We start from the raw sequence: 17085 nt of genomic DNA on the forward strand, positions 1-17085 counted from the left end.
GGCGCGTTCACCGCCGCCCTCCCGCGCCGCCGACGGGCAGCCGGGCCGTGAGCCGCCACACGTCGCCGTGCGGGCCCGCCTCGGCGCGGCCGCCGAGCAGGGTGGCCCGTTCGGCTGTGCCGGGCAGACCCCGGCCGCCGCCGGGCCGTACCACCGGGGCCCTGCCGGGGGCGGGCAGCGGGTTCTCCATCACGATCTCCAACTCCTCGCCGCGCAGGGCGATCCGTAGCGACACCGGGGCGGCGCCGCCGTGCCTCAGGGCGTTGCTCAGTCCTTCCTGGACGATGCGGTACGCCTCGCGGGACACCGGTTCGGGGGCACGAGCGGCCGGATCGCCGTCCTGCGTGTACGCGACCCGCACGCCGCTGCGGGCCAGCAGACCGTCCAAGGCGTCCAGCGTGGGCCCCGGCAGGTCGCCGCCGGCGTCCTCCCCCTGGCGCAACAGGCCCAGTACGGCGTCCAGTTCGCCCACCGTACGCCGCGTGGTCTCCTCGATCGCGGTCAGCGCCTCCCGTACGAACCCCACATCGCTGTCCAGCACCCTGCGCGCCGCGCCCGCCTGGAGCGTGACCGCGCTCAGCGCGTGCCCCACCGAGTCGTGCAGCTCGCGGGCCAGCCGGTTGCGTACGGCGAGGTCCGCGGCCCGCCGCTCCGCCGCCGCGAGCCGGTCGGCCGGTGCCGGCCCGAGCAGCACCGGGGCGCAGCGGGCCAGCAGCGCCCCGGCCGCCGCCGCGCACGCCGCCAGCGCCACCAGCATCGCGGCCCCGGCGACCGGGGCGAGCGCCATCGCCCAGGTGTGGTCGAGGACTTCGGGCAGCCCGGCGGGGGCGCCGCGCACCGAGGTGAGCAGGGGCAGGAGGATCAGCGCGCCCGCGAACGGCGGCACCGCGAGCGTCATGCCGCTGATGATGCCGCCGACCCCGAGATGCAGCGTGAACCAGCCCGCGGTCCGCACCCGCGCCGCCCCGGACCGGGCGGGCCCGTCGGCCAGCTGTCCGTCGGGCACCCCGCACAACGCCCGTACGGCGCCCGCCGACAGGGGCCTGACCAGGGGGAAGAACGCGGTGAGGGCGGCGACCGGCAGCGCGATGCCGAAGGCGGCGAACTGCAGGGACGTCGAGGTGAAGACGTCCCCGTTGCCGATGAACGGGCCGACGAACACGCTGCCGAGGAGGAAGTACGGCATCGACAGCGCGCCACCGAGGATCAGATGGACCCACCGCAGCCGGGCCCGCGCCCCGAACAGGTGCCTCACGCGTGGCGCCCGCGCCGTCGCAGGAAGGCGGCACCCGTGGCGAGGACGGACAGGCCGGCGATCATCTGGCCAGCGTAGGTCAGCAGCATCAGCGCGGTGGCCTGTTCGGCTCCGTCCGTCACGGGCAGCGCCGAGGCGACGAGCAGCCAGCCGCCCCAGCAGCCGAGCGCGCCCGAACCGGTCCAGGCGAGCGCCAGCGGCGTCCGCAGGGCCAGGCTCCGGCCGCGGCGCAGGGCGAGCGCCAGTACGGCGGCGGCGGTGACGGCCGCGAACAGGGCGTAGGTCCCTTCGAGGAGGTGGAAGTCCGGCGTACGCCCGTCGGCCCGGGTCCCGCTGAGACCCGTGGCCGAGCCCGCGGCCCACATCAGGTGCGGGACGCCGGCGAGGGCCGCGAGTACGGACGCGGCCACGGCGGCCGCCCGCAGGCGGGGACCGACGGCGGAGTCCGGCAGGTCCCCGACCGTGCCCCGCCACAGGTGGCCCCAGCGTTCGCGGGTGTACAGCGCGAAGAGGGTGCCCAGCGCGAGGCCCTGGACGACGAAGCCGGTGTAGACGACGCCGAAGACCCACGCGTCCAGGAACGGTTCGCTGCCGCCCGGCGCGCTCCGCGTATCCGCGAACGTCTCCGTGAACGCCTTCGCCAGCAGCTGGAGCGGGAACCCGGTCACGATCGGCGTCAGCAGCCCGGTCGCCGCCCACATGGGCAGGACGAGCAGCCACGCGGGGACGCGCCGGCCCCACTCCTGGGTGAGCAGCAGGGCCAGTACGACGACGCTGGCGTCCATCAGGAGCGTGACGCTGTTGGCGGCCGCCGTCAGGCCGGGGTGGTCGAGGAGCGTGCTGCCGTCGGGGATGCCGACGCCGCTGCCGGCGATCCAGGCGGCCTTGAGCGCCACGTAGGGGACGCAGGAGACGACGGCGGCTGCGCGCGCCGCCGCGCGCAGCCGGCCGGCGGGGGCGGGGCGAGGGCCCCGGGGGGTGGGGACGGAAGCGGTCCGGGTCATGACACCCACGTTCCGGGACCGGCCGCCGCCGCGCCTCCTGCACGGTGGTGAACCGCCTCCCCCGTCCGGGGGAGGCGGCTATCGGCCGGTGAGGGTGAGGACCACCTCGTCGACCTCCGTCCCGCGGGCGTTCGCGAATCCCCGGTCGTGTCCGGTGACGGTGAACCCACACTTCTCCAGGACCCGGACCGACCCGGCGTTGTCCGCGGCGGCGCGCGCGAACAGCGGCCGCTGGGGGACGAGCGCGAGCAGCGCGCGCAGGGCGGCGGTGGCCACGCCCCGGCCCCAGTGCGCGCGCTCGATCCAGTACGTCACCTGGAGATCGCCCGGCTCTCCGTACACGCAGACGCTGCCCACGACCTCGCCGTCGGCGAGCACGGTCCGTACGGCGTACTCGGCGATGCTGCGCTCCCAGTGCGCGTCGAACCGGGCCCGGTCCACGGGATCCGCCGGGCCGAAAGCCGCCATGCGCTTCGCCTCGGGGTCCTGGAACTGCTGGTGGAACAGGTCGAGGTCGGACGGCTCCACCTCGCGCAGGGTCACCGCCATCAGAGCCTGCGGGTGGCGAGCGTGAGGCGGTCCCGGGCGTCGAACAGCGCGTCCTTGACCAGCTGTTCGTGCGCCGGGGTGAGGCGGGCGACGGGCACCGAGCAGCTGATGGCGTCGCGGGCGGGGGTCCGGTAGGGGATGGCGACACCGAAGCAGCGCAGGCCCAGCGTGTTCTCCTCGCGGTCCACCGCGTAGCCCTGTTCGCGGACGAGACGCAGCTCGTCGATGAGCTTCTCGCGGTCGGTGATGGTGTGCTCGGTCAGCGCGGGCAGGGTCTCCGGCAGCAGCTTGCGGACCTGCTCGTCGGTGTGCGTCGCGAGCAGCGCCTTGCCGAGGGACGTCGAGTGCGCGGGCAGCCGGCGCCCGACGCGGGTGAAGGGGCGCAGGTAGTGCTGGGACTGGCGGGTCGCGAGATACACGACGTTCGTACCGTCGAGGCGGGCCAGGTGGATCGTCTCCGTCGTGTCGTCGGAGAGCCGGTCGAGGGTGGGGCGGGCGGAGGCCACGACCTCGTCGCCGTCGATGTACGACGTGCCGACGAGCAGGGCCCGCACGCCGATGCCGTACCGCGTGCCCGTCGCGTCCGTCTCCACCCAGCCGAGCTCGACGAGCGTGCGCAGCAGCATGTAGAGGCTGGACTTGGGATACCCCACCGCCTCCTGGACGGCGGCGAGCGAGTGCATGCCGGGGCGGCCGGCGAAATATTCGAGCAACTCCACGGTCCGCACCGCGGATTTGACCTGCGCACCACCCGTATCGGCAGTCGACATCGCGTCTCGCCCCTTCTTGACCCCACAGAACGCCCGTTATTAGAGTCCCAGCATATTCAGAAACAGGAACTCTGTTCAGAATACCGAACAGCTGGAAGGACGCCACGGTGGCAGCAGCACCAGTCTGGAGTGTCGACCCCCGAACCGGGAACCCGCGCGAGCGGGTCGCGGTGGAGGCCACGGCGGAAGACGTCGACCGCGCGGTACGGGCCGCGCACGCCGCTCGTCCCGCCCTCGCCGACCGTGCGGTACGGGCCGCCCTGCTCCGTACCGCGGCCGGCCTCCTCGACGAGGCGGAGCAGCAGGTCGTCGAGGCCGCCGACGCGGAGACCGCGCTCGGCCCGGTCCGGCTGACCGGCGAACTCGCCCGTACGACCGCCCAGCTCAGGGCGTTCGCGGACGTCGTCGACGAGGGCGCGTTCCTCGACATCAGGATCGACCACGAGGACGGCGCCAGGACGCCGCCCTGGCCCGACCTGCGCCGCTACAAGATCCCGCTGGGCGTCGTCGCCGTCTACGCCGCCAGCAACTTCCCGCTCGCCTTCTCGGTGCCCGGCGGCGACACCGCGAGCGCGCTCGCCGCGGGCTGCCCGGTCGTCGTCAAGGCGCACCCCGACCACCCCGCCACCTCCGAGCTCTGCGTGTCCGTGCTGCGCAGGGCGGCGGCTCACATCGGCCTGCCGGAGGACGTGGTGATCCTGCTCCACGGCTTCGACGCGGGCGTCGAGCTGGTGAAGCACCCGCTGGTGGCGGCCGCGGGCTTCACCGGTTCGGTGCGCGGCGGACGGGCGCTCTTCGACGCCGCGGCGGCCCGCCCCGCCCCGATCCCCTTCCACGGCGAACTCGGCTCCCTCAACCCGGTCGTGGTCACGCCGGCGGCCGCCGAGGAGCGGGCCGAACAGATCGGCACCGGCCTCGCGGGCTCCCTGACGCTGGGCACGGGGCAGTTCTGCACCAAGCCCGGTTTCGTCCTGGCCCCGGCCGGCGAGGCCGGCGACCGGATGCTGAAGTCCCTGGCCGAGGCCGTCGGCGCCGCCGGTCCCGGCGTGATGCTCGACCACCGGATGCGGGACGCGTTCGTCTCCGGCGTACGGGAGCGGGCCGCGCTGGCGGACACCGAAGCCCCGGTGGCCCCGGGCGAGGGCGGCGAGCACGCGGTGAGCGCGGGGTTCCTGACCGTACCGGCCCGGCTGCTGGCCACCGGGGGCGCGCACGACCTGCTCCTGGAGGAGTGCTTCGGGCCGGTCACCGTCGTCGCGCGCTACGACGACCCCGCCGAGATCACCGCCGTACTCTCCCGGCTGCCCGGCAACCTCACCGCCACCCTCCAGCTCTCCACGCGGGAACTGGCGGGTGACGGGGACACCGGGGCGGGTCTGCTCGCGGAGCTGACCCCGCTCGCGGGCCGGGTGCTGGTCAACGGGTGGCCGACGGGGGTCGCGGTCGCCCCCGCCCAGCACCACGGCGGCCCGTACCCGGCGACGACGTCCACGTCCACGTCGGTGGGCGCGACGGCCGTGGAGCGCTGGCTGCGGCCGGTCACCTACCAGTCGACGCCGCAGGCGCTGCTCCCGCCGGAGCTGCGCGACGACAACCCGCAGGGTCTGCCGCGCCGGGTGGACGGCCGTCAGGAGTAACTTCCGGGCGGGCGTGAACCACCGGCCGTCCCATCGACGATTCGCTCGCCTCTTCGCCTGAAACCCACTGTTGAGCACACGCCCCACCGGTCATACTGATGAGCCCGGGCGAATTCCTATTCGCCCGGTTCATGCATCTCAGGGGGAGTGTTGTCAAGACAAGTGAAAAAGGTGTGCGCGACGACTGTTGCCGCGGCCGCGGCCGTGGCGCTGACGGCGGGCCTGACCAGCCCGGCGTCGGCTGCGGGGGAGCGCACGGCGGCCACGGCCGCGTCGGGCACGGGCAAGGGCACGGCCCTCGTGCCCAAGCACCGCATCACGCTGATCACGGGGGACCGCGTCCTGGCCGACGCGGAGGGCCGCGTCGTCGGCTTCGAGCGCGCCAAGGGCCGCGAGCACATACCCGTGTCCGTGAAGCGCGCCGACGGCCACACCACGGTGATCCCCGTCGACGCACAGCGGCTGGTCGACTCGGGCAGGCTCGACCGGCGTCTGTTCGACGTCACCGAGCTCAGCAGGGCGACCAGCCGCAAGGCCCAGAAGAAGGGCCTGAAGGTCATCGTCGGCTACCGCGGCGCCGCCGCGCAGGCGAAGTCGGACGTACGCGACGCCGGTGACACCACGGTCCGCAGGACCCTCGAGTCGCTGAACGCCGACGCCGTCACGACGCCCCGGCAGGACGCGTCCGAGCTGTGGAACGCCCTGACCCGCGAGCAGGACGGCGGCGTCCGCACCAACGCGTCGGGCATCGCCCACGTCTGGCTCGACGGCGTCCGCAGGGCAAGCCTGGACAGGAGCGTCCCGCGGATCGGAGCGCCCAAGGCGTGGGCGGCCGGATACGACGGCAAGGGCGTCAAGATCGCCGTCCTGGACACGGGTGTCGACGCCACCCACGCGGACCTGAAGAACCAGGTCGTCGCGGAGAGGAACTTCTCGACGTCCCCCGACGCCAAGGACCGCTACGGCCACGGCACGCACGTCGCGTCCATCGCGGCCGGCGCGGGCGCCGTCCACAAGGGTGTCGCGCCCGGCGCGAAGCTGCTCAACGGCAAGGTGCTCAGCGACGACGGTTACGGCGACGACTCCGGCATCATCGCGGGCATGGACTGGGCCGTCGAGCAGGGCGCCGACGTCGTCAACCTGTCGCTCGGCGGCCAGGACACCCCCGCGGTGGACCCGCTGGAGGCCCAGGTCAACAAGTTGTCCGCCGAGAAGGGCATCCTGTTCGCCATCGCGGCGGGCAACGAAGGCCCCCGGACGGTCGGCTCGCCCGGCAGCGCGGACGCCGCGCTCACCGTCGGAGCGGTCGACGACAACGACAAGCTGGCCGACTTCTCCAGCACCGGGCCGCGGGTCGGTGACGGCGCCGTCAAGCCCGACGTGACCGCGCCCGGCGTGGACATCACCGCCGCCTCGGCGAAGGGCAGCGTCATCGCCAAGGAGGTCGGCGAGAAGCCGCCGGGCTACCTGACGATCTCCGGTACGTCGATGGCGACCCCGCATGTCGCCGGCGCCGCCGCGATCCTCAAGCAGCAGCACCCGAAGTGGACGTACGCCGAGATCAAGGGCGCGCTGACCGCGTCCGCGAAGGGCGGGGCGTACACGCCGTTCGAGCAGGGTTCGGGACGGATAGCCGTCGACAAGGCGGTCCAGCAGACCGTCGTCGCCGAGCCGGTGTCGCTGAACCTCGGCACGCAGCAGTGGCCGCACACCGACGACAAGCCGGTGACCAAGCAGGTCACCTACCGCAACCTCGGCACGACGGACCTCACCCTCGACCTGACGGTGGCCGGCACCGACCCGAAGGGCCGGCCCGCCCCGGCCGGATTCTTCACCCTCGGGACGAAGAGCCTGACCGTGCCCGCGGGCGGAACGGCCTCCGCCGACCTGATCACCGACACGAAGCCGGGCGGTTCCACCCACGGCGCGTACTCCGCGTACGTCGTCGCCACGGGCGGCGGCCAGTCCGTCCGCACGGGGGCGGCGGTGCAGCGCGAGTCCGAGGCGTACGACGTGACGCTCAAGCACATCGGGCGTGACGGAAAGCCCGCGGCGCTCTTCTCCACCGACCTCATGCCGTACAGCGACGAGGCCGAGCAGGGCTTCGAGGTGTACGACCCGTCCGGCACGGTGACGGTCCGGGTGCCCAAGGGCGCGTACCTGCTGAACTCCCTCGTCCTTGACGGCGCGAGCGACAGCAGCGCCGCCAACCTGCTGGTCCAGCCGAAGCTGGACGTCACGAAGAACACGTCCGTGACGATCGACGCGCGCACCACCAGGGCGCTCGACGTCACCGTGCCGGACAGCGCGGCGAAGCAGCGACTGGCAGCCGTGTCCTACTGGTCCGAACCGGTGGGCGTGGAGTGGGGCCTGTTCGCCGACTCGTTCCAGCAGCTCCGCACCGCGTCGGTCGGCGCGGCGTCCGCCGGTCCGCTGTCCTTCACGCTGAACGGGGCGTGGTCCAAGGGCGCGGCCACCGACTACCACGTGGCGACCGGCCGCGAGGTGAACCGGTTCCCCACCGGTTACACCAAGCACTTCAAGTCGAGCGAGCTCGCCAGGGTGAAGGCCGGCATGGGCGCCTCGGCGTCCGGCAAGACCGGTGGCGTGACCGTGATCGGCTTCATCGGTGACAGCGGCGGTGTCGCGGTGATGCCCCAAGGACAGAAGCTGCCGGGGACCCGCACGGTGTATGTGTCCACGGTCGACAACGCCAAGTGGACCATGGACTTCGAGCAGTACGCCGGCCGGGACGCCGACGGCTTCCCGATCACCGAGGCCGCGTACGCGCTGGGAGCCCCTCAGACGTTCAAGGGGGGTCGGAAGTACGAGAAGACCTTCAACGTCGGCGTCTTCGGGCCGCGTATCAGCTCCGACTTCGGGGTCTTCCGCGACGGCAACACCCTCTCCGGAATGCTGCCGGTCTTCGCCGACGGCAAGAACCACGCGGGCGCTTCGGTCTACTCCTCGGTGAAGACGACCCTGTACCGCAACGGCACCAGGATCGCCCAGACGGCCGACCCCCTCGACGGCAGCGAAGAGTTCACCGTCCCGGCCGGCGACGCCGAGTACAAGCTGTCGACGTCGATCAGCCGGAGCAAGAAGGTCGCGGCGGCCTCGACCCGCGTCGACGCGAGCTTCACGTTCCGGTCCAAGAAGTCCGCGGACACGGTGAAGGCGCCGATCTCCACGGCGCGCTTCGGCGCGAAGCTCGGTCCGGACAGCACGGCGCCGGCCGGCACGACCCAGTCGGTCCCGGTCTCCGTCCAGGGCGCGGCCGCGGGCAGCAACCTCAAGTCGCTGACCGTGTACGTGTCGTACGACGGGGGCCGTACGTGGAAGAAGAAGGACGTCAGGAGCGGCAGGATCTCCGTGAAGAACCCGGCGAAGGGGAAGGGCGTCTCCTTCCGCGCCGCCATCGCGGACAAGAAGGGCAACAAGTCGGCGGTGTCGGTCTACAACGCGTACTACGGCAAGTGACCCCGTAGGCACGCGGGCACTGCTGCCCACGGCAACAGCGGCCCGCCGGGACCTCGGTCCCGGCGGGCCGTCCGTGTGCCGTTCAAGCGGGAGTGCGGAGCCGCTCCGGGGCAGTACCGGCGCGGTCGGACCGCGGCCGGGTGAGCGTCGCCGGCGCGGTCGCCGTCCAAAGCCCGACACTGACCAGCAGGGACGTACGGAGACCGGCCGCGAAGCCGACGGCGACCAGCGCGCCGAACGCCGCGACGCCGAGCCCGCCCGCGACCTGGCGGGCGGCGTTGAGCACACCCGCCGCGAGCCCCGGCCGCCCGGCGGGGACCGCCTCCATCATGGCGGCGGTCAGCGGCGGCAGGGCGAGGCCGACGCCCAGGCCCACCGGAACCAGCAGCACCGCCGTCACCGGCAGCGGAGTGTCCGGGCCGACGAACAGCAGGGGCAGCAGCCCCGCGGCCGCGGCGCTCTGGCCGATGAGCAGCGGACGGCGCGGGCCGCAGCGGTTCGCGAGCCTCCCCGAGGCCATGTCCACCACGGGGGATCAGCCCGGTCAGGGGCAGGAACATCAGGCCGGTGTCCGGCGCCGACAGGTGGTGGACCTGCTGGAAGTACAGGCTGAGGACGAAGGCCATCCCGTGGAAGGCGGCGCTGCACGCCGAACCCGCCGCCACCGCCACCGCGACGACCGGGTCGCGGAACAGGCCGAGCGGCAGGCACCACGGGATGCGGCTGCCGCGCCTCCACGGCTACGAACACCGCCCCGGACAACGCCGCGGCCGCCGACGCCACGAGGGCGACCGCCCCGCCCTCGATCACCGCGAAAGCCGGCGCGGCCGGCCTGACGCCCAGCGCCTACCGGCCGGCCTTCAGCCGCCCGACCGCGACCGCCGCTCCCTGAACCCCTGCGGTCTCCCGCGCGGTCTCTGGCGGTCTCCCGCGAGGAATGAGCGGTTTTCCGGCCGCGCCCTCTGCTCATCGGTCAGGTCACGCCGGCCCGTCACCGCCAGGAGTGGCCACGGGGTTCCCGGTGTCCAGGTTCTTCCCGGCCGATGAACCCCCTGCCGGAGACCGCACTCACTCCACGCTCACGACACGCCCGTCACACCGGACTTCGGGGCAGACCCTGGGTGCCTGGTGCCGAGGCGTGACCGATGAGCATCAGAGTGGGTTGAGGCGGGTCTTGAGCAGGCAGAACTCATTGCCTTCGGGGTCGGACAGGACATGCCACTGCTCCTCCCCCGTCTGGCCGATGTCGGCCGGGCGCGCACCGAGCTTCAGAAGGCGTTCGAGCTCGGCGTCCTGATCGCGGTCGGTGGCGTTGACGTCGATGTGCAGCCGGGATTTCCCCTTCTCCGGCTCGTCCCGGCGACTGAGGATGATCGTCGGCTGCGGACCACCGAACCCTTCGCGCGGTCCGATCTCCAGCGTGCCGTCGTCCTCGCGATCGAGCACGACGAAGTCCAGGACCTCGCACCAGAACCGTGCCAGCACCTCAGGGTCGCGGCAACCGAGCACGAGCTCACTGATACGGCATGCCATAACGAAACCTGCTTTCAGCCCGGGAACTGCCGGAGAGGCCCCACGCGAACCTCATGGGCTCCCAGCAGTGAAAACACTTCCGCGACCGTATCGGACGAGGCGAGCACGGGCGACATGATTCCAGGGCCGGCCCTGTCCGGGCAGCCGGGCAAGGCCGTCGGCCATGCGGTAGGGAAGCCGCCTTCGGGGCACGGCCCGGAGAGCCCTGGAGGGCGTTGCTCAGGCGCCGGAACAGGCGTGGGCGAGCCGCCTCGACGGCAGCGGGAGCAACACATAAGCATTGCTTGGGGTACGGGGTCAAACATATGCAATGGACGAGGAGTTGGTGAGGCAGCAGAGTAGAGGACATGGAGCCCCTCACCCTCACCGAAACCGTAGGCGCCGAGTTCGCGCCTGAGACGACGTACCTCAACACCTCCACCTGCGGGCTGCTGCCCCGTCGCGGCGTCGAGGCCGTCAAGGCCGCGGCCGAGCTGAACGCGACCGGCAGTCCCGACGGCGGGAACAGCTTCGACGCCCCGATCGCCGCCCGCGCGTCCTTCGCGCGGCTCGTCGGGGTTCCCGGCGAGCGGGTCGCCCTCGGCAGCGCGGTGGCCGTCCATGTCGGGCTGATCGCGGCCTCGCTGCCCGCCGGTTCCGAAGTCCTGTGCGCCGAGGGGGACTTCGCCTCGGTGGTCAACCCGTTCGTGGTCCGCGGGGACCTCAAGGTGCGGTACGTGCCGCTGGACGCCCTGGCCGGGTCGGTGCGCCCGGGAACCGCCCTGGTGGCCTTCTCCGCGGTGCAGTCCGCCGACGGGCGCGTCGCCGATCTGGCCGCCGTACGGGCCGCCGCCGCCGCCCACGGCGCCCGCACGCTCGTCGACGCGTCCCAGGCGGCGGGCTGGCTGCCCTTCGACGCGGGGAGCTTCGACTACACCGTCACCGGTGGCTACAAGTACCTGATGGCGCCGCGCGGCGCGTCGTTCCTCACCGTCACCGAAGAGGCGCAGGAATCCCTCATACCGTTCCACGCGGGATGGATCGCCGGCGAGGACGTCTGGAGCAGTACGTACGGCCCCGTCGCGGAGCTCGCCCGCAGCGCCCGCCGGTTCGACGAGCCGCCGCCCTTCCTGCCGTACGTCGGCGCCGAGCAGTCCCTCGCGCTCCTGGAGGAGATCGGCGTCGAGAACGTACGGGCCCACACCACCGCGCTCGCCGCCCGCTTCCGGGAGGGGCTCGTCTCCCTCGGCCACGAACCGGTTCCCGCCGACTCCGTGGTCGTCGCCACCCCGGGGCTCGCCCACCGGCTCGACGCGCTGACGGAGGCGGACATCGTCGTCTCCGTGCGCGCGGGGAACCTGCGCGCGTCCTTCCACCTCTACAACACCGGCGCCGATGTGGACCGGGCGCTGGACGTGCTCGCCGGCTGAAGCGTCGCCGGCGCGCTGCCCCGGAGCCCGGGGGCCAGGTGTCCGGACTCGGTGGCCTCGGGCCCGGGGTCCGAGGCCCGGGGGTTCGGTGCTCGGGCCCGGTGGCCCGTTGCTCGGACCCCGTTGCTCGGACCCCGGTGCTCAGGCCCCGGACTCCGCTCCTCGTCCACCGGGCGGGGCGAAGCCGCCAGGAGCGGAGTCCGCCGTGCACGCCTGCGCCGCGGACTGTGCCTCCTCGCGCGCCTGCGGGCAGAGATTGGCCTCCACGCGGCCCAGCAGCCGCAGCAGTTCCTTGCGCTCGGGCTCGTCGAGTCCCGCCAGGGTGATCTCCTCCAGCCGTTGCCAGGCCTGCTCCACCTGCGCCTTCAGGCCGCAGCTCCGGCCGGTCGCCTCGACGAGGGCGGCCCGCCGGTCCGCGGGGTCGGGGCGACGGCGTACATGGCCCGACTGCTCCAGGCGCTGGAGCATCTTCGTCACCGTCGACGGGTCCAGGCCGACCGCCTTGATCAGCTCCGACTGGCGCACCGGCCCCACGTCCCACAGGTGCATCATCACGAACTCCTGGCCGGGGTAGAGGCCGAGACCGCGCAGGAGCCGGCCCGCGGCGATGCGGTGGAGCCGGGCGGTCTGGGAGATGGAGTGGCTGACCGGACCGCCGCTCGCGGTGCTCGGGGGCTCGGGACAGGCGGGCTCGGCGCTCATGGGAACTCCTTCTCGGAACTGTGGGGACAACTTTACCTTGGTCGGCCAAGTAATGCGTTACAGTGGCTCCGGCCGGGATTCATTGGTCGACCACATATTCGCGTATCTCCTCTGGGGGCTTCTGCCGTGACCACCGCATTCGATCCGTTCGACCTGTCGGGCACCCCGCTCGCCAACCGCATCGTGATGGCCCCGATGACCCGCAGCCGCGCCGCCGAGGGCGGCGTACCGACCGAGCTCACCGCCGAGTACTACACCCAGCGTGCCTCCGCCGGTCTGATCGTCACCGAAGGAGTCCAGCCCTCCGTCGTCGGCCAGGGCTACCCGTTCACCCCCGGCCTGCACAGCAGGGAGCAGACCGCGGGCTGGCGCAAGGTCACCGACGCCGTGCACGCCGCGGGCGGCCGGATCTACGCCCAGCTCATGCACGCGGGCCGCATCGGCCACCCCGTCCTCCTCCCCGACGGGCTGGTCCCGGTCGCCCCCTCCGCGGTGGCCGCCGCCGGGCAGCTCTACACCTCCGAGGGCATGAAGGACTTCGTCACCCCGCGCGAGCTGACCGGCGCCGAGGTGCTGGACACCATCGCCGACTTCGAGACCGCCGCCCGCAACGCCATCGACGCCGGCTTCGACGGCGTCGAACTGCACGGCGCCAACGGCTACCTCATCCAGCAGTTCCTCGCGACCAACACCAACCTGCGCACCGACGAGTGGGGCGGCTCCGTCGAGAACCGCATCCGCTTCGCCGTCGAGGTCGCCAAGGCGGTCGCGGCGGCCGTCGGCGCCGACCGGACCGGCCTGCGGATCTCGCCCGCCAACCCGTACAACGACATCGCCGAGACCGACACCGACGCCGTGTACCCGGCGCTCGTCGAGGCCGTGGCGCCGCTCGGCCTCGCCTACCTGCACGCCGTCGAGGTCTCCCCCGAGCAGCGTGGACTGCTGCTGGAACTGCGCGCGAAGTTCTCCGGCACCTTCGTCCTCAACCCGGCGACCGAGGGCCCCACGGACCACGGTTCGCTCGGGCTCGTCGAGGAGGGCGTCGCCGACCTCGTCGCGTACGGAGCGCTCTTCCTCGCCAACCCGGACCTCCCGGCCCGGCTGAAGACCGGGGGACCGTACAACACCCCGGACCCGGCCACCTTCTTCGCCGGCGAGGCCAAGGGCTACACCGACTATCCGGCGCTGACCGCCTCAAGCGCCTGAAGTACTTGAAGCGCCTGGGGCGAGCACGAGGCGGGCGGGACCGGTTCCACCGAACCGGTCCCGCCCGCCTGTCCGGGGGCTCGCGCCACCCGGCCGCCTGCCTACTTCACCGGCGTGAAGTCCCTCGCCCCGATGAACTCCGGCCGCGGCACGGGCGCCGCGAACGGTTCGACCGCCGTGTTCTCCACGCTGTTGAAGACGATGAAGACGTTGCTGCGCGCGTACGGCGTGATGTTGTCGCCCGAGCCGTGCATGCAGTTGCAGTCGAACCAGGTCGCCGAACCGGCCTTGCCCGTGAAGAGCCTGATGCCGTGCCGGTCCGCCATGCGCGTCAGCGCGGCGTCCGACGGCGTGCCGGCGTCCTGCATCTGGAGCGACTTCTTGTAGTTGTCCTTCGGCGTCTCGCCCGCGCAGCCCAGGAACTCCTTGTGCGACCCCGGCATGATCATCAGGCCGCCGTTGGTGTCGTAGTTCTCGGTCAGCGCGATCGAGACGGACACGGTCCGCATGTTCGGCAGGCCGTCCTCGGCGTGCCAGGTCTCGAAGTCCGAGTGCCAGTAGAAGCCCGAGGCCCCGAAGCCCGGCTTGACGTTGATCCGCGACTGGTGGACGTACACGTCCGAGCCGAGGATCTGGCGGGCCCTGCCGACCACCCGCGGGTCGCGCACCAGCTGCGCGAAGACCTCGCTGATGCGGTGCACCTCGAAGACCGACCGTACGTCCCCCGACTTGGGCTCGATGATCGAGCGCTCGTCCGCCCGCACCTGCGGGTCGGTGATCAGCCGGTCCAGCTCGGCCCGGTAGAGCGACACCTCGTCCGGGGTGATGAGCTGGTCGACGGTGAGGAAGCCGTCCCGCTCGAAGCTCATGAGTTCGGCGGGCTCGACGGGTCCCGGCGCGCCGGGCGCGGACCAGACGACCGGGTCCTGGCGGGGGGTGGTCACCTCGGCGGCGCCGCGCGTCGGGTAGAGGTCGGCGCGGGGGGTCTCGATGCGCGGGGTCAGTACGTCGGTCATGGTTCAGACCTCCTCGGTCAGCAGCGGGTAGACACCGTTCTCGTCGTGGTCCTCCCGTCCGGTGACGGGAGGGTTGAAGACGCATACGCAGCGGAAGTCGGTCTTGGGGCGCATGGTGTGGCGCTCGTGGCCGTCCAGCAGGTACATCGTGCCCGGCGTGATCCAGTGGGTCTCGCCGGTCTCGTCGTTGGTGAGTTCGGCCTCGCCCTCCGTGCACAGGACGGCTTCGATGTGGTTCGCGTACCACATCGACGTCTCCGTACCCGCGTACAGCACGGTCTCGTGGAGCGAGAAGCCGACCTTCTCCTTGGCGAGCACGATGCGCTTGCTCTCCCAGGTTCCGGAGGCGGCCTTCACATGGCGGTCGGTGCCTTCAATGTCCTTGAACGATCGGACGATCACGGTCAGTCGAGCCCTTCTGTGTTACTGCGGTGAGACGGTGAAGCGGTCGGGCGGCCCCGCCGTCAGGCGGTCTCGCGGACGGAACGGGCCAGGATGCGCAGCCCCTCGTCCAGTTCGTCGGGGGAGATGGTGAGCGCCGGCAGCAGCTTCACGACCTCGCTCTGGGGACCCGAGGTCTCCAGCAGCATGCCGAGCTCGAAGGCGCGGCGGCAGACCGCCGTGGCGCGCTCCTTGTCGGCGAACCCCAGGCCCCAGACCAGGCCCCGGCCCCGGAAGCCGACCCCGGCCCCGTCGTTCTCGTCGGCGATGGCCAGCAGCGCGCGCTCGACCTGCTCGCCGCGGGCGATGGTCTGCTTCTCCATCTGGCCGTCGGCCCAGTAGGTGTTGAGCGCGGCGGTGGCGGTGACGAACGCGGGGTTGTTGCCGCGGAAGGTGCCGTTGTGCTCGCCCGGCTCCCAGACGTCCAGCTCGGGCTTGAACAGGCACAGCGACATCGGCAGGCCGTACCCGCTGATGGACTTCGACAGGGTGACGATGTCCGGCGTGATGCCGGCCTCCTCGAAGGAGAAGAAACCGCCGGTGCGGCCGCAGCCCATCTGGATGTCGTCGACGATCAGCAGCATGTCCTGGCGGTGGCACAGGTCCTGGAGCGCGCGCAGCCACTCGGCGCGGGCGACGTTGATGCCGCCCTCGCCCTGCACCGTCTCGACGATCACCGCGGCGGGCTTGTTGAGGCCGGACCCCTGGTCCTCGAGCAGCCGCTCGAACCACAGGAAGTCCGGGACCGTGCCGTCGAAGTAGTTGTCGAACGGCATCGGCGTGCCGTGCACCAGCGGTATACCGGCACCGGCCCGCTTGAACGCGTTGCCGGTGACGGCGAGCGAGCCCAGCGACATGCCGTGGAAGGCGTTGGTGAAGGACACGACCGACTCGCGGCCCTTGACCTTGCGGGCGAGCTTCAGCGCTGCCTCGACGGCGTTGGTGCCGGTCGGGCCCGGGAACATCACCTTGTACGGCAGGTCGCGCGGCCGCAGCACCACGTTCTGGAAGGTCTCCAGGAAGGCACGTTTCGCGGTCGTCGCCATGTCGAGGCCGTGGGTGATGCCGTCGCGCTCGATGTAGTCGATCAGCGCCCGTTTCAGTACCGGGTTGTTGTGACCGTAGTTGAGTGACCCGGCGCCGGCGAAGAAGTCGAGGTAGGTGTGGCCGTCCTCGTCGTGGAGGTGGCTGCCCTGCGCGCGGTCGAACACGGCCGGCCAGCCGCGGCAGTAGCTGCGTACCTCGGATTCCAGGGTCTCGAAGACGCTCAGGGCGGGAGGGGTGATGGTCACGGCGCTCTCCTGGGGAAAGAAGGGGGAAGGAAGTCGGCAGGGGGCGGATCAGGCGGCGAGAGGGCCGATGCGGTACAGCACCTCGGGCAGGTGCGTGTCCTCGGGGAACAGCTCGCCCTCGAAGAGCACTTCGCGCTCCAGGGGCGCACCGTGGCGCTCGGCGTACGAGGTGAACAGCCGGTTGGAGGCGGTGTTGTCCGGGGTCACGGTCGTCTCGATCACCTTCACCCCCTGGCGCGCGGCGACCTTCTCGGTCAGCGCCTCCAGGAGCGTGCCGGCCAGCCCGCGCCCGCGGTGGGCGTGGTCGACGGCGACCTGCCAGACGACGAGGGTCTCGGGGCGCTCGGGGCGGATGTAGCCCGTGATGAACGCGATCGGCTCGCCTCCGGGGCTGTCCCGGGCCACGACCGAAGTCGCCGCGAAGTCGCGGCACCACAGCAGATAGCTGTACGAGGAGTTGAGGTCCAGGACCTTGGAGTCGCGGGCAATGCGCCAGATCGCGGCTCCGTCCTCTGCTCGCGGAGCTTCGATCTGCAGGAATTCGCTTCGGGTCCGTGCAAGGTCTGCTTGTGCGGCGGTCATGCGGATGCAATTTACCCAGCGAATTCAAAAAATGCATCGCGGGAAGGGGTTGGGTGGAAGGGGAATCTGTGTTATCGCGCGGGCACACACTTCACGCGAGCAGACTGCAAATCTGGGCGATTTGGCGGGAAATTACCAGCCAAATCACCCGCGATGTGGGGTCGGTCACACCCCCGAAACCGCCCCGATCTTTGCTTGAAACCTCCACG

General features: G+C 71.9%; 15 protein-coding genes. 4 read left to right on the forward strand and 11 right to left on the reverse strand.

The genetic code is table 11. The features are described from left to right. Positions 1-7 precede the first annotated feature (7 nt). The 4 genes from ACWDZ4_RS00930 to ACWDZ4_RS00945 all read right to left on the reverse strand — a co-directional run bounded on the left by ACWDZ4_RS00930 (position 8) and on the right by ACWDZ4_RS00945 (position 3578). Positions 8-1255, reverse strand: a complete 1248-nt coding sequence (locus tag ACWDZ4_RS00930) for a sensor histidine kinase (protein WP_451506323.1) — start codon at positions 1253-1255, stop codon at positions 8-10. After that, positions 1252-2259 (reverse strand): hypothetical protein, encoded by a 1008-nt coding sequence (locus ACWDZ4_RS00935; RefSeq protein WP_451506324.1) that lies wholly within the window; start codon positions 2257-2259, stop codon positions 1252-1254. Before ACWDZ4_RS00935 ends, ACWDZ4_RS00930 begins: the two co-directional genes overlap by 4 nt. Positions 2260-2337: 78 nt before the next feature. After that, complete coding sequence (locus tag ACWDZ4_RS00940; protein WP_451506325.1) at positions 2338-2808, reverse strand: GNAT family N-acetyltransferase; 471 nt, start codon at positions 2806-2808, stop codon at positions 2338-2340. Further along, a complete protein-coding gene (locus ACWDZ4_RS00945) occupies positions 2808-3578 on the reverse strand; it encodes an IclR family transcriptional regulator (RefSeq protein WP_451506326.1) in 771 nt (256 codons plus the stop codon). Before ACWDZ4_RS00945 ends, ACWDZ4_RS00940 begins: the two co-directional genes overlap by 1 nt. Before the next feature lie 107 nt (positions 3579-3685). Here ACWDZ4_RS00945 and ACWDZ4_RS00950 point away from each other — a divergent pair, with 107 nt between their 5' ends. Both ACWDZ4_RS00950 and ACWDZ4_RS00955 read left to right on the forward strand, forming a co-directional pair. Continuing rightward, positions 3686-5215: an aldehyde dehydrogenase (NADP(+)) gene (locus tag ACWDZ4_RS00950; RefSeq protein WP_451506327.1), complete on the forward strand. Its 1530-nt coding sequence runs from the start codon at positions 3686-3688 to the stop codon at positions 5213-5215. Positions 5216-5377: 162 nt separating this feature from the next. Further along, positions 5378-8695, forward strand: a complete 3318-nt coding sequence (locus ACWDZ4_RS00955; protein ID WP_451506328.1) for a S8 family peptidase — start codon at positions 5378-5380, stop codon at positions 8693-8695. An 82-nt stretch (positions 8696-8777) separates the two neighbouring features. Here the strand turns inward: ACWDZ4_RS00955 and ACWDZ4_RS00960 are convergent, their stop codons facing one another. Both ACWDZ4_RS00960 and ACWDZ4_RS00965 read right to left on the reverse strand, forming a co-directional pair. Then, complete coding sequence (locus ACWDZ4_RS00960; RefSeq protein WP_451506329.1) at positions 8778-9215, reverse strand: MFS transporter; 438 nt, start codon at positions 9213-9215, stop codon at positions 8778-8780. Between the two features lie 632 nt (positions 9216-9847). Continuing rightward, entirely contained in the window at positions 9848-10228 is a 381-nt protein-coding gene (locus tag ACWDZ4_RS00965; protein WP_451506330.1) for a VOC family protein, read from the reverse strand. A 347-nt stretch (positions 10229-10575) separates the two neighbouring features. Between ACWDZ4_RS00965 and ACWDZ4_RS00970 the strand changes: the two genes are divergently transcribed. Then, complete coding sequence (locus tag ACWDZ4_RS00970; protein ID WP_451506331.1) at positions 10576-11637, forward strand: aminotransferase class V-fold PLP-dependent enzyme; 1062 nt, start codon at positions 10576-10578, stop codon at positions 11635-11637. A 141-nt stretch (positions 11638-11778) separates the two neighbouring features. On the opposite strand, the gene ACWDZ4_RS00975 is transcribed toward ACWDZ4_RS00970, so the two are convergent. Then, positions 11779-12339 carry a MarR family winged helix-turn-helix transcriptional regulator gene (locus ACWDZ4_RS00975; RefSeq protein ID WP_451506332.1) on the reverse strand — a complete coding sequence of 187 codons (561 nt, stop codon included), beginning with the start codon at positions 12337-12339 and terminating at the stop codon, positions 11779-11781. 126 nt (positions 12340-12465) lie between these two features. Here ACWDZ4_RS00975 and ACWDZ4_RS00980 point away from each other — a divergent pair, with 126 nt between their 5' ends. Next, the gene (locus tag ACWDZ4_RS00980; RefSeq protein WP_451506333.1) at positions 12466-13545 is read left to right on the forward strand and encodes an alkene reductase; all 1080 of its coding nucleotides are present in this window, start codon (positions 12466-12468) and stop codon (positions 13543-13545) included. Positions 13546-13646: 101 nt separating this feature from the next. Here ACWDZ4_RS00980 and thpD read toward each other — a convergent pair whose 3' ends face one another. The 4 genes from thpD to ectA form a co-directional block, all read right to left on the reverse strand. Next, entirely contained in the window at positions 13647-14561 is a 915-nt protein-coding gene (gene thpD / locus ACWDZ4_RS00985) for an ectoine hydroxylase (protein ID WP_451506334.1), read from the reverse strand. A 3-nt stretch (positions 14562-14564) separates the two neighbouring features. After that, positions 14565-14963 (reverse strand): ectoine synthase, encoded by a 399-nt coding sequence (locus ACWDZ4_RS00990; protein WP_069929355.1) that lies wholly within the window; start codon positions 14961-14963, stop codon positions 14565-14567. 62 nt (positions 14964-15025) lie between these two features. After that, positions 15026-16294, reverse strand: coding sequence for a diaminobutyrate--2-oxoglutarate transaminase (gene ectB / locus ACWDZ4_RS00995; protein ID WP_451506335.1), 1269 nt, complete (start codon positions 16292-16294; stop codon positions 15026-15028). Between the two features lie 48 nt (positions 16295-16342). Further along, a complete protein-coding gene (ectA, locus tag ACWDZ4_RS01000; protein WP_451506336.1) occupies positions 16343-16876 on the reverse strand; it encodes a diaminobutyrate acetyltransferase in 534 nt (177 codons plus the stop codon). Positions 16877-17085: the final 209 nt, after the last annotated feature.

The organism is Streptomyces sp. NPDC003016 (genome assembly GCF_053591455.1).